At 70.7% G+C, this 15,193-nt stretch carries 12 protein-coding genes and 1 pseudogene; 5 read left to right on the top strand and 8 right to left on the bottom strand.

Translation table 11 applies throughout. The features are described 5' to 3' along the window. Positions 1-183: 183 nt before the first annotated feature. Positions 184-669 carry a PPOX class F420-dependent oxidoreductase gene (locus AC4BEG_RS27620; protein ID WP_490702432.1) on the top strand — a complete coding sequence of 162 codons (486 nt, stop codon included), beginning with the start codon at positions 184-186 and terminating at the stop codon, positions 667-669. 431 nt (positions 670-1,100) lie between these two features. Next, positions 1,101-1,544 carry a subtilase-type protease inhibitor gene (locus AC4BEG_RS27615; protein ID WP_490702431.1) on the top strand — a complete coding sequence of 148 codons (444 nt, stop codon included), beginning with the start codon at positions 1,101-1,103 and terminating at the stop codon, positions 1,542-1,544. 176 nt (positions 1,545-1,720) lie between these two features. On the opposite strand, the gene AC4BEG_RS27610 is transcribed toward AC4BEG_RS27615, so the two are convergent. From AC4BEG_RS27610 to AC4BEG_RS27590, 5 genes and pseudogenes are all read right to left on the bottom strand, one after another. Continuing rightward, entirely contained in the window at positions 1,721-2,794 is a 1,074-nt protein-coding gene (locus AC4BEG_RS27610) for a S1 family peptidase (RefSeq protein WP_490702430.1), read from the bottom strand. 485 nt (positions 2,795-3,279) lie between these two features. Then, on the bottom strand, positions 3,280-4,212 hold the full coding sequence (locus AC4BEG_RS27605; RefSeq protein ID WP_490707222.1) for a slipin family protein: 933 nt from the start codon (positions 4,210-4,212) through the stop codon (positions 3,280-3,282). 235 nt (positions 4,213-4,447) lie between these two features. Continuing rightward, a complete protein-coding gene (locus AC4BEG_RS27600; protein WP_490702429.1) occupies positions 4,448-5,353 on the bottom strand; it encodes a S1 family peptidase in 906 nt (301 codons plus the stop codon). Positions 5,354-5,678: 325 nt separating this feature from the next. Next, a pseudogene (locus AC4BEG_RS27595) lies at positions 5,679-5,997 on the bottom strand (F420-dependent methylene-tetrahydromethanopterin reductase); the annotation flags it as partial. A gap of 147 nt (positions 5,998-6,144) precedes the next feature. Beyond that, on the bottom strand, positions 6,145-7,401 hold the full coding sequence (locus tag AC4BEG_RS27590) for a DUF5685 family protein (protein ID WP_490702428.1): 1,257 nt from the start codon (positions 7,399-7,401) through the stop codon (positions 6,145-6,147). 232 nt (positions 7,402-7,633) lie between these two features. Here AC4BEG_RS27590 and AC4BEG_RS27585 point away from each other — a divergent pair, with 232 nt between their 5' ends. Next, entirely contained in the window at positions 7,634-8,068 is a 435-nt protein-coding gene (locus AC4BEG_RS27585; protein ID WP_490702427.1) for a cell division protein SepF, read from the top strand. 274 nt (positions 8,069-8,342) lie between these two features. On the opposite strand, the gene AC4BEG_RS27580 is transcribed toward AC4BEG_RS27585, so the two are convergent. Both AC4BEG_RS27580 and AC4BEG_RS27575 read right to left on the bottom strand, forming a co-directional pair. Then, positions 8,343-9,530, bottom strand: coding sequence for an acyl-CoA dehydrogenase family protein (locus tag AC4BEG_RS27580; RefSeq protein WP_490702426.1), 1,188 nt, complete (start codon positions 9,528-9,530; stop codon positions 8,343-8,345). 167 nt (positions 9,531-9,697) lie between these two features. Then, complete coding sequence (locus AC4BEG_RS27575; RefSeq protein WP_490702425.1) at positions 9,698-11,482, bottom strand: MFS transporter; 1,785 nt, start codon at positions 11,480-11,482, stop codon at positions 9,698-9,700. A 319-nt stretch (positions 11,483-11,801) separates the two neighbouring features. Here AC4BEG_RS27575 and AC4BEG_RS27570 point away from each other — a divergent pair, with 319 nt between their 5' ends. Together AC4BEG_RS27570 and AC4BEG_RS27565 are read left to right on the top strand one after the other, a co-directional pair. Beyond that, a complete protein-coding gene (locus AC4BEG_RS27570) occupies positions 11,802-12,989 on the top strand; it encodes a hypothetical protein (protein ID WP_490702424.1) in 1,188 nt (395 codons plus the stop codon). 321 nt (positions 12,990-13,310) lie between these two features. Further along, the gene (locus tag AC4BEG_RS27565) at positions 13,311-14,369 is read left to right on the top strand and encodes a phosphatase PAP2 family protein (RefSeq protein WP_490702423.1); all 1,059 of its coding nucleotides are present in this window, start codon (positions 13,311-13,313) and stop codon (positions 14,367-14,369) included. A 145-nt stretch (positions 14,370-14,514) separates the two neighbouring features. On the opposite strand, the gene AC4BEG_RS27560 is transcribed toward AC4BEG_RS27565, so the two are convergent. Next, positions 14,515-14,730: an I78 family peptidase inhibitor gene (locus tag AC4BEG_RS27560; protein WP_490702422.1), complete on the bottom strand. Its 216-nt coding sequence runs from the start codon at positions 14,728-14,730 to the stop codon at positions 14,515-14,517. Between the last annotated feature and the right edge of the window lie 463 nt (positions 14,731-15,193).

Raw genomic sequence — 15,193 nt, 5'->3', positions numbered from 1 at the left:
TCCCGCTGCTCACACCCCCTGACCGACCCTGTTCGTCCCACGCCCCACCATAACCCCATTCTCGAACAAGCGTGCGAGTCGGTTGGACCGTCCTTCCATATACACCATAAGCACGCAAAACGCCCCGACATTCCGCGTGTCGCACCGCGAAGACCGGTCGTTCGCCGCCTACGCTCGACCCTTATGACCGAGCACCCCGGGGACTCCGCCACGCCCTCCCAGGACGCCCTGCTCGGGCTGTTGCGGGAGCAGCGCACCGGTGCGCTGGTCACCCTCAAGCGCGACGGACGACCCCAGCTGTCGAATGTCGCCTTCACCTACGACCCGGCCACCCGGCTGATCCGCATCTCGGTCACCGACGACCGCGCCAAGACCCGCAATCTGCGCCGCGATCCGCGCGCCAGCTTCTACGTCACCAGCCAGGACCGCTTCTCCTATCTGGTGGCCGAGGGCGACGCCGAACTGACCCCGGTGACCACCGACCCCCATGACGCCACCGCCGACGAGCTGGTCGAGGTCTACCGCGCCATCCAGGGCGAGCATCCGGACTGGGAGGAGTTCCGCGCCGCGATGGTGGCCGACCGGCGGCTGGTGGTGCGGCTGCGGGCCGGCCGGGCCTACGGCTGGGGGCGGCAGAGCGGCCCCCTGAGCCGCGACCTGGACAGCTGACCGCGCGCTGCACACCACCGCTCCGGGCCCCGAGGGCCCTTTGAGCACCCGCCCGCCGGTCGCCTTGCGCTGGCAGGATCTCGTCCACGCGCCCATCGGACCCCATGCCCGGGGCAGATGACGGACGGATCATCACCCGCTGTCCCATATGGCCGTTCCTGATCACATACGAGTGCTCTGAGCATGTCGTTTCCTGAACCGGCGGACACTCCGGACACCTCCACGCCGGGCGCACTCCCACCGGTTCGCCCCACCTGCCGCGCATCCGCTCGCTACGCGGCGTTCCGCGGAGCGACACCCCCCGCGCGCGACAATAAGCCACTGAATGACTACATATAGCGACCGGAAGTGTTCGATCGACATGCGTTCCTGGTGCGCACGGCGTAGAACTCCGTCCGGTATCTGAAACCACGAGCAAGGGAGCGTTCGAAATGCGGAAGACCACAGGGGCGATCGGTCTGGGGGCCGCCGTGGCTCTGAGCGCCGCGCTGGGGATCGGTGCGAGCGGCACGGCGAACGCCGCGCCCGCACAGCCCGACAGCCTGTACCCGGCCTCTGCGTTGGTCCTCACCGTCGGCTACGGCGCGGACGCGGCCACGGCCGACGTACAGCGGGCGGTGACGCTCAGCTGTCAGCCCACCCCCTCCGGTACCCACCCGGCGCCCGCCAAGGCATGCAGCGAACTGCGCGCCGTCGACGGTGCGTTCAACTCGCTGACGCTGTCGGCTGAGCCCGGCCGGGTCTGCACCAAGGAGTGGCGGCCGGTGACCGTCACCGCCGAGGGGATCTGGGACGGCCGCCGGATCTCGTACGAGCACACCTTCGGGAACAACTGCGAGAGGAACGCCGTCACCACCCAGGTCTTCGGGTTCTGACGGCGAACGACCGAGCAGCGCAGCACCGAACGATGCACCACCCCCGCACTACCGCACCACGCACCACGCACCACGCACCACCGAACGCAGGGCAAGGGGAGGCCCCCCGGACACCGTCCACGGGTGTCCGGGGGGCCTCTGCCTTGGGTGCGGACCAGGGGAACTGGCGCGCGGGATCAGCCGATCGAGGCGCCGAACGCGTCCAGCGCCTCCGGAACCGGCTGGAAGAAGGTCTCGCCACCGCCGGAGCAGTTACCACTGCCGCCGGAGGTCAGCCCCAGCGCGGTGTCGCCCGCGAAGAGCGAGCCGCCGCTGTCGCCCGGCTCGGCGCAGACGTTGGTCTGGATGAGCCCCTCGACCGTGCCCTCCTGGTAGTTGACGGTCGCGTTGAGGGCCTTGACCTCACCGTCGTGCACCTGGGTGGTGCTGCCGCTGCGCTGCACCTTCTGGCCGACCGTGGCGTCGCCCGCCTTGGCGATGGCCTGAGTGCTGCCGTTGTAGAGATCCACCGCGCTCGGGTGCTCGACCTCCTTGGTGTACTTGACCAGGCCGTAGTCATTGCCGGGGAAGGAACTTCCCTCGTTGGCCCCGATCTCCTCGCCGCCCTGCGAGTCCGACCAGCTCTTGATCGCCTCGGTGCAGTGCCCGGCGGTCAGGAAGTACGGCTTGCCGTCCTTGACCACGTTGAAGCCGAGCGAGCAGCGCCCGCCGGCGCCCCAGATGGCGTCACCGCCGGCGATGAAGGTCGAGAACGTGCCCTTCGAGCGCTTGACCTCGACCTTGTCACCGAGACCACCGGTGACCTCGGTCAGCTTGGCCAGCGCTTCGCCCTTGACGCTGCGGTCCGCGGTGACGACGACCTTGTTGCTTCTGGGGTCCACCGACCACGCGGTGCCGGGAATGGTGGCCTTGTCCTTGAGGGTCGCCCGCGCCGAGTTCAGCTGGGCCACGGTGTACTTGACCACCTTGGCCTCGGCCCCGGCCGCGCGGACCTTGTCCGCGGCGGCGTCGTTCACCACGTTGACCACGAGCTTCTTGGCCTCGGCGTCGTAGTAGCTGCCCGCGGAGTCAGCACCCAGCGAGGAGACGAGACTGTGTGCGAGCTTGCCCGCGGCCTTCACCGACAGGGAGTCCGGCTGGTCGGCCGGGGCGGCGTGGGCGCTTTGAAAGGTGAGTCCCGCGGCGACCAGAGCCGCTATGCCGGCTCCGGCGATGGCGACACGACGCTTGGGTATGCGGCGGTGCTTCAACTCAGAACCTCCAGTGGGGGGTTGGGCCCGTTCGGCAGTGGGGTGCCGGACCCGGAGGACGTGGCGGCAGGGGGGCGTCTGCCCTATCAGGGCGCGTCCATGCCAACTCGCCGCCGAGTATTCCCAGGGGTTCCGGGGCCACACAAGGGCGTGTTCACGTCATATCTGTGAAATCCACGAAACGGCCCCGTGTACGGGCACGACGAAGCCCGCGCACCGACGAAGGGTGCGCGGGCAGGACCCTATGGGTTCCGATCACCGTCCACGGGCCATGAGCAGGGGACGGACCGGGGACAGGCCGAGCGCGGGCCGAACGCGGGCGGGCGCGAGCGGGCGCGGGCCGGGCGCGAGCGGGCACGGGCCGGGCGCGAGCGGGCACGGGCCGAACGCGGGCGGGCGCGCACGCGCGGGCGGGCGCGGGCGGGCGCGGGCCGAGCGCGGGCCGGGGATCGCGGCCGCGGGGTCAGCCCTCCGTCAGCACTCCGTCAGCGCTCCACGGTCCGCCGCGGCTCCGGCTCGCGTTCGGTGAGGGTGGGCACCGGCCGCGCGGACCGGCCTTCCCTGCCGGAGGTGCCGGAGGTGGCGGAAGCGGCGGCCGGAACGGCCTCCCGTTCGGCGGCGCCCTCCCGCTTCCCTTCCGTCCGGCCCGCCTCCAGGGGCTGCTGCCCCCTCTCCAGGAAGCGCAGCAGCTCCACCGGGATGGGCAGCACCAGTGTGGAGTTCTTCTCCGCGGCCACCGCCATCACCGTCTGGAGCAGCCGCAGCTGGAGCGCGGACGGGGTGTCGGCCATCTGCGCGGCGGCCTCGGCCAGCTTCTTGGAGGCTTGCAGCTCCGCGTCCGCGTTGATGACCCGGGCGCGACGCTCCCGGTCGGCCTCCGCCTGGCGGGCCATCGACCGCTTCATGGTCTCCGGCAGCGAGACGTCCTTGATCTCGACACGGTCGATATGGACGCCCCAGCCCACCGCCGGGCTGTCGATCATGAGCTCAAGGCCCTGGTTGAGCTTCTCCCGGTTGGAGAGCAGATCATCCAGATCGCTCTTGCCGATGATCGAGCGCAGCGAGGTCTGGGCCATCTGGGAGACGGCGAAGCGGTAGTCCTCCACCGCGACGATCGCCTCGGCCGGGTCCACGACCTTGAAGTAGACGACCGCGTCGACGCGGACCGTCACATTGTCGCGAGTGATGCCCTCCTGAGCGGGCACGGGCATCGTCACGATCTGCATATTCACCTTGTGGAGCCGGTCGAAGACCGGGGCGATCATGGTGAACCCCGGCCCCCGGACGTCCGACCGCAGCCTCCCGAGCCGGAAGACCACTCCCCGCTCGAACTGCTTGACCACACGGGCCGCCGCCAGGGCGCAGACCACACCCAGGCAGGCCACTACCACGATCACTGTCACCAGCGCACCGATCATCACGGCCACCTGCCGTCCGTATCACGATCAATGCCCCATCTGGGGTATTGATGTCCACGATAGTCCGGCTCGACGACCGGGGGGAGCCCCCGCCCGGCACTCCGGGCGGGGGCTCCTTCGCCGAATGCCGGCGGCCGGTGGGGGTGGGCCGGTGGCATGCCGATGACGGCGAGGGTGAACGGACCGATGAGGGCGCGGACGGGCCGGTGAGGGCCGTCACGCCGGGGGCGGGCGATCAGTAGACGTTGACCCCGTAGGCGTTCAGCGCTTCGACGACCGGCTGGAAGAACGTGGTCCCGCCGGTGGAGCAGTTGCCGCTGCCGCCGGAGGTGAGGCCGAGTGCGGTGGACCCGGAGTAGAGGGGGCCACCGCTGTCGCCGGGCTCGGCGCAGACGGTGGTCTGGATCATGCCGTAGACGATGTCGCCGCCCCCGTAGTTGACGGTGGCGTTCAGTGCGGTGACCCGGCCGCTGTGGGTGCCGGTGGTGCTGCCGCGGCGGGTGACCGTCTGGCCCACGGTGGGGTTGGCGGCCCGGGTGATGTCCTGGCTGCCGACGGTGCCGGACGGGCTGACCGAGCCGCTGTACCGGACCAGACCGTAGTCATTGACCGGGAAGCTGGAGCCGGCCGTGGGGCCGATGGTGGTGGTGTGGCTGGAGTTGGACCACCAGGTGCCCGCGCCGTCGGTGCAGTGGCCCGCGGTGACGAAGTAGTTGGCTCCGCTGCTGTTGCGGACGTTGAAGCCGAGGGAGCAGCGCCAGCCGCTCGCGTAGATGGCGTCGCCGCCGGAGATCAGCTTGCCGAACTTGCCGGGGGTGTGCTTGACCTTGATCGCGTCGGCGCTCGCACCGGCGCCGTCCTTGATCTTGGCGATCTCGCTCGAGGAGACGGTGCTGTCGACGGTGACCACAAGGGTATTGGTCGCCTTGTCGACATACCAGGCGGTGCCCGCGACATCGGCCTCGAGAACGGCGTCGCTCGCCGCCTTGGCCTCTGACGCGCTGAAGGTGGTGACCCGGTCGCTTCCCGCGTAGGCGGCGGGGGCGGCGAGTGCCGTTCCGGCCAGCAGCGCGGAGGTGGCGGCGATCAGGGCCGTGCGTCTCGCCTGGGTGCCGTGGGGGGCAGTGCGCTTGATCCTCAACTCTTCCTCCGAGGGAATCGGGGGTCCGCTTGGGTGGGCAGGCCCGTGAGGCGCAGTCAACGATCACATCGAACTGGGATTTCCGACGTGTTCCTGACAAGCGCTTCCCGAAGTATTCGGGCCATTACCCTCAGCGCGCAAGAGGACAATCCGGAACAGTCGGCGTGCGCCCGGCACATGGCCCCGGCGGCTTCCGGCCGCCGGGGCGGTGCGCCCATCCCCTGGGTATCCATGAGGACGCTGCTACGGACGCTCAGGTTCCATCGGTTTCCATCGGTCCGCCCGATACCTGTCCGCTCCGGTGCGGAACCCGTCACGGAACCCCTCAGCCCTCCCCTCCCGGATGGCGAAACCCCAGATGGTCGCGGAGGGCGCGGCCGGTGTACGCGGTGCGGAACACCTTGCGCTCCTGGAACGGCGGGACCACCCGGTCCACGGAGTCGTCGAGTCCGCCGGGGCGGATGCGGGAGGAAGGTGATGCCGTCGGCAGCCTCGCCCCGTACAAAAGCGGCCACCTCGGCGGCGACCGCCTCCGGGATGCCGATGAACGACTGCCGCCCGGTCACCTCGATGACGGGCTGCCGGATGGAGAGCCCTTTCTTCTCCGACAGCGCCCACCACTTGGATTCCGCCGCGAGCGGATCGGCATCCAGAAGTCCCACAACTCCCGCGCGGTGGCCACGAACTCGGCGACCCGGGGAACTCAGCGGCCCGGATGGCCGAGCTCCGGCCGGTCAACGCGGCGGCCTCGGCGGTGAGTTCGGACGGAAGGGGCCGCGCTCAGCCGATCGTCAACAACCGCAGTCGCAACCGCAGTCGCAACCGTCACAGCAATCGCAGCCATCACAGCAGTTGCAGCAGTCACAGCAATCGCAGCAGTCCGAGCAGTCATCGCACTTGTGGCACAGACCCTCGCGCGGCTCCCCGGTCCACGGGTCGTGGTACGGGTCCTTGCAGCACACCTGACAGGTACAGAAGAGCCCGGCCCACACCGCGCAGCCGGCTATCAGCCCGCGGCGGCGGCCCCGGTTCGGCGGCTCGGGCGGCGCGCCGCCGGGGCCGCCGGGCGGGTTGATCCACGGCGACTGCGGGGGCGGCGCGCCCTGGGATCCCTCGGGGCCGAGCATCTCGAGCTCCGGCGCGCCGGACCCGCCGTGCGTGGCATCGGTGGTGTGGGCGCAGCCGGTGGTGCCGAAGGCGCGGTCCACCGCGCGCGGCAGTTCGTGCGCCAGCAGCACATGCGCCAGCTTGCCGGAGCCCTTGCTCGCGAACCGGGTGTCCTTGAGGGCGAGCCGCACGCCGTGCACCGCGTCGTCGCAGAGCCTGCGCACCTCGGCGAGATCCGCGCCGGTGGCGGTGATCGGGTTCCAGGCGCCGGTCTCGGCGTCCTCGACCAGGTCCTCCACCGCGTCCAGCAGATGGGCCAGCCGTCCGAAGAGCCGTCCGGCCTCCTCCAGCGGGGCCTGATTCTCCGGCCGCCCGGCCAGGATCGCGGTGTGGCCGAAAGCCGCGGCGGTCGCGGTCTCGGTGGGCTCGGTGATGGTCAGCAGTGAGGTGCCGATCCCGGCCGCGCTCTCGACCCCGGCCTGCCGACCGACCGCGTCGAGCAGTACGGCGGTGTCGAAGCCGATGTCGGCACCACTGCGCGCCCCGGCCCGGTCCCACCGGGCGGCGACCCGACGGGCGGCCGCGGCGACCGGCCGCCGGGCCAACGCCCCGTCGCCGTCCTCCACATGGTCACGCACCTTCGCCGAGGCCAGCACCAGGGAGACGGTGGCGGCGAGCCGGGCGCCCTCGCCCTGCGCGACGGAGGCGGTGCGCATCCCGCGCAGCGGGCACGGCCCGGCGGTACGCCGCCAGTCGTCGGAGCGTCCAGCCTGGGCCTCAACCAGTACGGAGATCACCAGACCGTCGTAATTGGTGGCAATCCGGGCGAACTGCCCATGGTCACCCCTCAACGCGAGGCACAACCCGCACAGATGCGCCATCCACTCCGTCCGCAAGTTTTCCGACAGACGGTGGCGGCAAGGCCGGATAATGCCAAACACAAAGATCCCCGTTCACCCGTACGTCCCCGACGTCACCCGTCCGGCCCGGCGGAGTCTACCCAGCGCTCCGTCAGCCCCCTTAAGCAGGTGGAACTCTGATATGGCGCCAGCCGTTGTGTGCCAGTAACGTCACGAATCCCCTGTGCGGCCGCAATCCACGTGGCACACCATCCGCATCATGGACGACCATAGAGGGGCGGACAGTACACACCGTTAGCGAAAGGAGGCGTCCATGGGATCGGTGCGCAAGGCGAGTGCCTGGCTTGGCCTCGTCGACGACAGCGATGACGAGCGCTACTACGACGACGACTACGCCGAGGGACCCGAGCCCGGCGACTCCTGGGTGACCGACCCGCGGGTGCGGGTGGCCGACCAGGCCGCGCAGGACCAGGGCACACGCATCGCCACGGTCACCCCGGACGGCTTCCGGGACGCCCGGGGGATCGGGGAGCTGTTCCGCGAAGGCGTCCCGGTCATCGTCAATCTGACGACGATGGAGCCCGGCGACGCCAAGCGCGTGGTCGACTTCGCGGCAGGGCTGACGTTCGGGCTGCGCGGCTCCATCGAGCGCGTCGCCAACCGCGTCTTCCTCCTCACCCCGGCCGACTACCAGATCGTCAGCGGTGAGTCCCAGCGCTCGATCGGTGGCTTCTTCAACCAGAGCTGAGGCCCCCCTTTTTCGGGGGGCTCGGTTCGCCTCCGGGGCGCCAAAGCCCCTGACGACAGTCGACCGTGCTCGGCGCCCCTCTTTTGGGGAGCTCGGTTCGCCTCCAGGGCGCCAAAGCCCCTGACGACAGTCGACCGTGCTCGGCCCTTCGTTCCTCAGGGCCTCCGCGCGCTCTCCCTTTCGCCAGGGTCGCGCCCCTTCGGCTCACTCGCTCAGGTCGGCTCAACTCACCCAGGTCGGCTCACTCGCCCGGGGCTGAGGCGTCCCGGCCGCCTCAGCGGAAGGCGTCGAGACCGGTGAGCGCCTTGCCGAGCACCAGTTGGTGCATCTCGACGGTGCCCTCGTACGTGAGCACCGACTCCAGATTCGTGGCGTGCCGCATCACCGGGTACTCCAGTGAGATCCCGTTGGCGCCCAGGATGGTCCGGGCCGTGCGGCAGATGTCGATCGCCTCCCGCACATTGTTCAGCTTGCCGAAGCTGACCTGCTCGGGGCGGAGCCGCCCGGCGTCCATCCGCCGCCCCAGATGGTGGGCCAGCAGCACCCCCTTGTGCAGCTCCACCGCCATATCGGCCAGCTTGGCCTGGGTGAGCTGGAAGCCTCCGATCGGGCGGCCGAACTGCTCACGGGTGCGGGAGTAGTCGAGCGCCGCCTCGAACGACGCGCGGGCCGCTCCCATCGCGCCCCAGACGATGCCGTAGCGGGCGTGGCTGAGACAGCCCAGCGGTCCGCGCAGCCCGGTGACCTCGGGCAGCACCGCGTCGGCGGGCAGCCGTACCTCGTCCATCACCAGTTCGCTGGTGATGGAGGCACGCAGCGACCACTTGTGCTTGATCTCGGGAGCCGAGAAGCCCGGGGTGTCGGTGGGCACGGCGAATCCGCGGATGCCCTCGTCGGTGCGGGCCCAGACCACCGCGACCCCGGCCACCGAACCATTGGTGATCCACATCTTGCGGCCCGTCAGCACCCAGTCGGAACCGTCCCGTTTGGCATGGGTGCGCATGGCGGCCGGGTCGGAGCCGATGTCGGGCTCGGTGAGTCCGAAGCAGCCGATGATCTCCCCGGAGGCCATCCCCGGCAGCCACCGCTGCTTCTGCTCCTCGGAACCGAAGCGGTGAATCGCGTACATCGCCAACGAGCCCTGCACCGATACCAGGGAGCGGATCCCGGAGTCGGCGGCCTCCAGCTCCAGACAGGCCAGTCCGTACTGGACGGCGCTCGCGCCCGCGCAGCCATAGCCCGTCAGCGACATCCCGAGCGCCCCGATCGAGCCCAGCTCCCGGGCGAGTTCGCGGATTCCGGGCAGCTCACCGCGCTCGTACCAGTCGGCGATATGCGGCAGCACGCGGTTGGCGGCCCACTGCCGGACGGTGTCGCGGACCGCCAGGTCCTCGGGCCCGAGAAGGTCGTCGATGCCCAGCGGGTCGCTCGGGTCGAACGGCGGCAGGGTGCCAGCGGACATGGGTAGCGGCCTCCGGTGGGATACGGCGGGTGCGGCGGATGCCCACCGGTGGCCGGGCGCGCCCTCCGCCCCTGGACCGCTGATCATCCGTGTCGGCTCCGACGCTACGGCCGGGTCCCGTCCGCCGTCCAGACCCACTCGGGCCCGTTCGGTGGCTCCGCGCCAGGTCAGCCGGAGGACTCGGCGCCCACGACGGCCGCGCGGTCGCGGCGGGCCGGGAGCTCAGCGGCGTCCGGCAGCTGCGAGGCGTTCGGGACCTCCGCGGCGTCCACACGGTCCGCGGTGCCCAGACCCTCCCCGGCGCCCTGGCCCTCCCCGGCGCTCTGACCCTCCGCGGCGCTCTGACCCTCCGCGGCGCCCGGCGCGGACGCGGCCTCGTCGGCGGGGGCGCACTCCATGGTCTTCGGCAGCCGCAGCGCGGCCAGCGCGCCGATCAGCAGCAGACCGGCGCTGACCACGAGCGTGACGTGCAATCCGTGGACGAACGAGGCGCGGGCGGCGGCGCGCAGCGCCTCCCCGGCCGCCCCGCCGAGCTCCTGGGAGACCTCGTACGCCGCGCCCAGCGACTGTCCGGCGTCGGCGCCGGCCTGCTGCGGCACCCCGGTGACCGAGGAGACACCGGGCTTGTAGGCGGCGTTCATCACGCTGCCCAGCAGCGCTATGCCGATTCCGGCGCCGAGTTGGTAGGAGGTCTCGCCGATGGCGGCCGCGCCCCCGGCCGACTTCGCGGACGCCTCGTTCAGCATGGACTCATAGGCGCCGAAGAGCGTGGTCTCCAGGCCGAAGCCGAGGACGATGAAGGCGCCGCAGAGCACCGCGGGCTGGTCGGACTGGCCCATGACGGTGAGGGAGAGCACCGCGGCGGCGGTGAGCCCGAAGCCGAACGCCACCATGGTGCGCGGGCCGAGCCCCTGGAGCATCCGGGACCCCGCGAGTCCCGCGGCCATGGCGGCGAAGGTGAGCGGCAGCAGCCGCAGCCCGGTCTCGAGCGGGGTGAGTCCCAGTACCAGCTGGAGGTACTGGGCCGCTATGAGCTCCAGGCCGACGAGCGCGAGCAGGGCCAGGACGATACAGCCGACCGAGATCGAAAAGGCCGCCCGGGCGAAGAGGTTGAGATCGACCAGCGGATGCGCCCGGCGCCGCTGACGGCGGACGAACAGCACCAGCAACAGGACGCCGCACAGCGCCGGGAGGGCGGTGACCGGCTCCAGCAGACCGAAGCCGCTGCCCACCCGCTTCACTCCGAAGACCACGCAGAACAGTCCGCTGGCCGCCATGATCGCGCCCAGCACGTCCCACGGCCCGTCGCCTTCGCCGGTGGACTCCGGCAGCAGCCAGCGGCCGACCGGAAGGGCCACCGCCATCAGCGGGAGGTTGATCAGGAAGACCGAGCCCCACCAGAAGTGCTCGACCAGGAATCCGCCGAGCAGCGGGCCGACGGCCGCGCCGACGGCGGCCACCGCGCTCCATATGCCGATGGCGAGGGCGCGCTCCCGGCGGTCGGGGAAGACCTGGCGCAGGATCGACAGCGTGGCGGGCATGATCATCGCGCCGCCGACGCCCAGCAGGGCACGGGCCCCGATGAGGATCTGGGGGTTGGCGGCGAAGGCCGCGAGGGCCGAGGCGGTGCCGAAGAGCCCGTAGCCGAGCAGCAGCACCCGGCGTCTGCCGACGCGGTCACCGAGGGTGCCGAAGAGGATCAGCAGCGACGCGCACACCAGGGGATAGGCGTCCACGATCCACAGCAGCTCGATCGCGCCGGGGCGAAGGTCCTCGGTGACGGCGGGAACGGCCACGTGGAGCACGGTGGCGTCGACGGCTACGAGCAGCAGGCTGACGCAGAGCACCAGCAGGACAACCCAGCGGTTCGCACCGCCGCCCGCTTCGGTGCCGCGCCATTGCCGGGGAACGCCCGCCGTCCGCTGATCGCGGCCCGTGGTCGTCCCGGACATGTACGCACCTCCCTGGTCTTGCGCTCGCGATCCGCCCGGCGGGGCGGAAACGTCACGTCGTGGGGACGCGTCCGGTGACCCGGTGGCGAAGGCGCGAGTGAGAGGTCAGGGTACGCGAGTCGGCGCGCCGACCGTGTGCCGCAGGTCATGTTGCACCTGGCACACGAGGCGGTTACGGAGGCGTACGTTCCGTCGTTCCCCTTTTGTCCCTTGGCTCGCCCGCGTCGCCCTGGCGTCATGGAGGTGGCGCCAGGGTGTCGGACTCACGGTTATCCACAGGCGCCGCGGGCGATCCGGATCGTGCTTGATAATCGTCGCCGTGACTGATCTCGCCCATGCCGCCACCGTGCCGCGCAGCGACGACGGCCGTCCCGGCCGCACCGTGCGCGCCGCGCTGCGCCGAGCCGCCCCCGCGCTGCTCGTGTATGCGGGGACGCGTCTGGTCGGGCTGGTGGTTCTGGCGATCTGGGGGGCGGTGGCGGACAAGAGTCCCCACCAGCTTCTCGCGGCCCGCTGGGACTCCCTCTGGTACTCCCGTATCGCCGAGCAGGGGTACGGCTACACCCTGCGTCTGGCAGACGGCTCGATCCACTCGAACCTGGCATTCTTCCCGCTGCTGCCCACGCTGGAGAGGGTGATCTCGGCCATATCTCCGCTGGACGCGGCCGACGCGGGGCTTGCGGTGAGCTGGGTCACCTCGCTGTTCGCCGCGTGGGGGATCTTCGCGGTCGGCGATCTGCTGTACGGACGGCGGGTGGGCACCGTGCTGGCGGCGCTCTGGGGAGTGCTGCCGGTCGGGATCGTGCAGTCGATGGCGTACTCCGAGTCGCTCTTCACGGCGCTGGCCGCCTGGGGCGTGTACGCGGCGCTGACCCGCCAGTGGCTGTGGGCGGGTGTGCTCGCGGCCCTCGCGGGGCTCACCCGGCCGGTGGGGGCGGCGGTGGTCGCCGCGCTGTGGGTGGCGGCGGCCGTCGAGCTGCTGCCCGGGGACAGATGGCGGCGGGCCTGGCGCACCCATCCCCGGCTGCTCGCCGGAGTGGCGCTGGCACCGCTGGGCTGGCTGGGCTATGTGGGATGGGTCGGCTTCGAGACCGGCAGCGTCACCGGTTATTTCGATGTGCAGAACGGCTGGGGGAACGGCTTCGACGGCGGCCTGGCCTTCGCGGGCTTCATCGGCGGGATGCTGTTGGGCCCGTCCCTCCCCGCCGGGCTCGCGCTGCTGGCCGGTGTCGCGGCGCTGCTGTGGCTGTACGCGCACGGTGTGCGGCAGCGCCAGCCGCTGCCGCTGCTGGCGTACTGCGGGTCGGTGCTGGTGCTCGCGCTGACCGCGAAGGGCTACTTCGGCTCGAAACCACGGCTGTTGATACCCGCCTTCCCGCTGCTGCTGCCGCTCGCGCTGGCGTTGGCCCGGCAGCGTCCGGTGCGCACGGCGCTGGTCCTGGGCTCGGTGGGGCTGGCTTCCGCGCTCTACGGGGCGTTCTGGCTGCATGGTTCGGGACCGCCGTGATCCGGCCATCCGGCCGAGCGGCACCGGCCCGGCGGGCGGCCCCGTACGGACCGGCGTCGGCCCGGCATCGACCCGGCATCGGCGCGGGAAACGGGTGGGAACGGCACGGCTAATCACCGATAAACGCCGCTGTAAGAAATCCATAAAGGACTCGTTGACCGTCGATAGGAAGGCCGTGCGCACAAAAGCTCTGTGCGCTCGTGGATTACGCCGGAAAGGCGCGGCCAAAAGCCGCCGACGAGACGAAGTCCACATCACATCGTCATCACAAAGCGACCTGATCGACCGAACCCGCCTGTCACGCAATGTAACGTCGATTAGGTGCGTACCGAAGACAAGCTCCCCGAGGCGGAGGAGCGCCCGACCGATCTCGCGCGACCGCGCATGACCCGCACCCGCCGCTGGCTGCTCGGGTCCACTCTGGCGGTCTACGCGGCCACCGTCATCGGCGTGCTCACCACCTCGTGGCTGGTGAAGCTGGACTGGCAGGTCATGCTGTTCCGGCCCTACAAGCAGTGGCCGGAGTTCCACACCTTCCTGGACTACTTCGTCGTCATGGGCCAGCGCGGCCCCACCGCCGTGGCGGTCGCCGCCTGGCTGGGATGGTGCTGCCACCGGCAGCGCACCCTGCGTCCGCTGCTGGTGCTCGGCTCCTCGCTGCTGCTGCTGAACATCACCGTGGGCTCCGTGAAGCTGGGCTTCGGACGGCTGGGCCCGCACTACGCGACGACCGTCGGCTCCAATGAGATGTGGGCCGGCGGCGATATATTTCCTTCGGGTCACACCGCGAACGCCGTGGTCACCTGGGGTGTTCTGGCATATCTGGGGACCACTCCGGTGGCCCGCAGAGTCGCCTCGCTGATCGCCACGGGCTTCGCCTTCGGCGTCGGCATGACCACCGTCTACCTCGGCACCCACTGGCTGAGCGATGTGGTGCTCGGCTGGGCCGCGGGCGTTCTGGTGCTGCTGGCCCTGCCCTGGCTTGAGCCGGTGATGTACCGCGCCGAGGTACTGCTGCTCGGCCTGTGGCACCGACTGCGCCAGCACAGCGGCCGGGCGCCGGTACCGGTTCCGGTCCCCTCGATCCGGCCGGTGGCCGGATCCACTCTGGCCACCCCGCGGATCGCCCGCGACGACGAACTGCAGCCGCGTGAGCCGGTGGGCGTGGCCGGGCGCCCCGGCGGCCCCACCGCCCGGATCGCAGAGCCCCGCCAGCACCATCCGGTCCGCCAGCACCAGCACTCGGTGCGTTCCGAGCGGACCCCGGTCAGCCCGGCCGGCAGCCGCCGCCCGCCACACGCCGACCGGGTGCCCCGCACCGCCACCGGCCCCTACGGCTCCGGCGCGGGCCGCGGGCGTACGACGGCCACCGGCGGCTGACGCCCGCCCTGGCCACGGGACGGTACGCACAAGCGCCCCGTAAGGCCGCCGCACAAGGACCGCGCACAACGGCCCCGAACGCTCGGGTGAGAGCGTCCGGGGCCGTTGTGGTCGTACCCGGTGCCGCGTGGGCGTGGCGGGCGGCTCAGCCGCGCCAGCAGCGCCGTACGACGCCGTCGGCGACTTCGAAGTTGATCCGCCCGAAGAGGTATTCCATGGTGATGATCGCGCCCGGCGGCACCGCCCGCACGGTGCTCCAGCCGCGCTCCCGCGCCCGCTCCTCAGCGGTTCTCGCGTCGAGTCCCACATAGCTGTCGAGGTCGTCGTCGGGTTCGTCCGGACGGTTCGGTACAGGTCCCATGACAGCCACGGTAGGCGGCGCCGAACGGGTGGGAAAGCGAGATCTGGATCACGGCGAGCACGGCCTCATCCGCCCCGAGTCCACCATTCGTCACACTTGTGTTACAGAAAACACGCCCGGGTTTGTTAGTGACTTTGTCACTCTTCCGGGGCTCAAGTTGACGACTCCGGGATGGCCGGTCTCTTTTTCATTGATTTCCCGCGTCAAAGGCGCTGGCCTGGTATAGGACAGGCCCGCGGATCGCCTTGTCGAACAAATTGCGCGGCCGACGGAAAAGCATCGCTGGGAAGATCGCCCGGAAGTAGCCGGAGCACACAATTCCACCACAAATCGCCGATCGTGAGAGGTCGGGTTTACCGGCGGGTGGACGCGTACACCGTGCTCACTGGCTACCGCCGTATCCGCCGCTACGAACGCGGGGGGTGTGCGAGCGCTACGGCGTCCAGCCGTCGGATCTCAGTCC

This window comes from Streptomyces sp. JLBJ103 (assembly GCF_058215575.1).
This window is presented reverse-complemented; position numbering and strand designations above follow the sequence as displayed.

Excerpts from the sequence above, each read along its gene's own strand:
- AC4BEG_RS27605 (WP_490707222.1), bottom strand. The coding sequence starts at position 4,212 with ATGATCGGTGCGCTGGTGACAGTGATCGTGGTAGTGGCCTGCCTGGGT.
- AC4BEG_RS27620 (WP_490702432.1), top strand. The coding sequence starts at position 184 with ATGACCGAGCACCCCGGGGACTCCGCCACGCCCTCCCAGGACGCCCTG.
- AC4BEG_RS27585 (WP_490702427.1), top strand. The coding sequence starts at position 7,634 with ATGGGATCGGTGCGCAAGGCGAGTGCCTGGCTTGGCCTCGTCGACGAC.
- AC4BEG_RS27580 (WP_490702426.1), bottom strand. The coding sequence starts at position 9,530 with ATGTCCGCTGGCACCCTGCCGCCGTTCGACCCGAGCGACCCGCTGGGC.
- AC4BEG_RS27560 (WP_490702422.1), bottom strand. The coding sequence starts at position 14,730 with ATGGGACCTGTACCGAACCGTCCGGACGAACCCGACGACGACCTCGAC.
- AC4BEG_RS27575 (WP_490702425.1), bottom strand. The coding sequence starts at position 11,482 with ATGTCCGGGACGACCACGGGCCGCGATCAGCGGACGGCGGGCGTTCCC.
- AC4BEG_RS27615 (WP_490702431.1), top strand. The coding sequence starts at position 1,101 with ATGCGGAAGACCACAGGGGCGATCGGTCTGGGGGCCGCCGTGGCTCTG.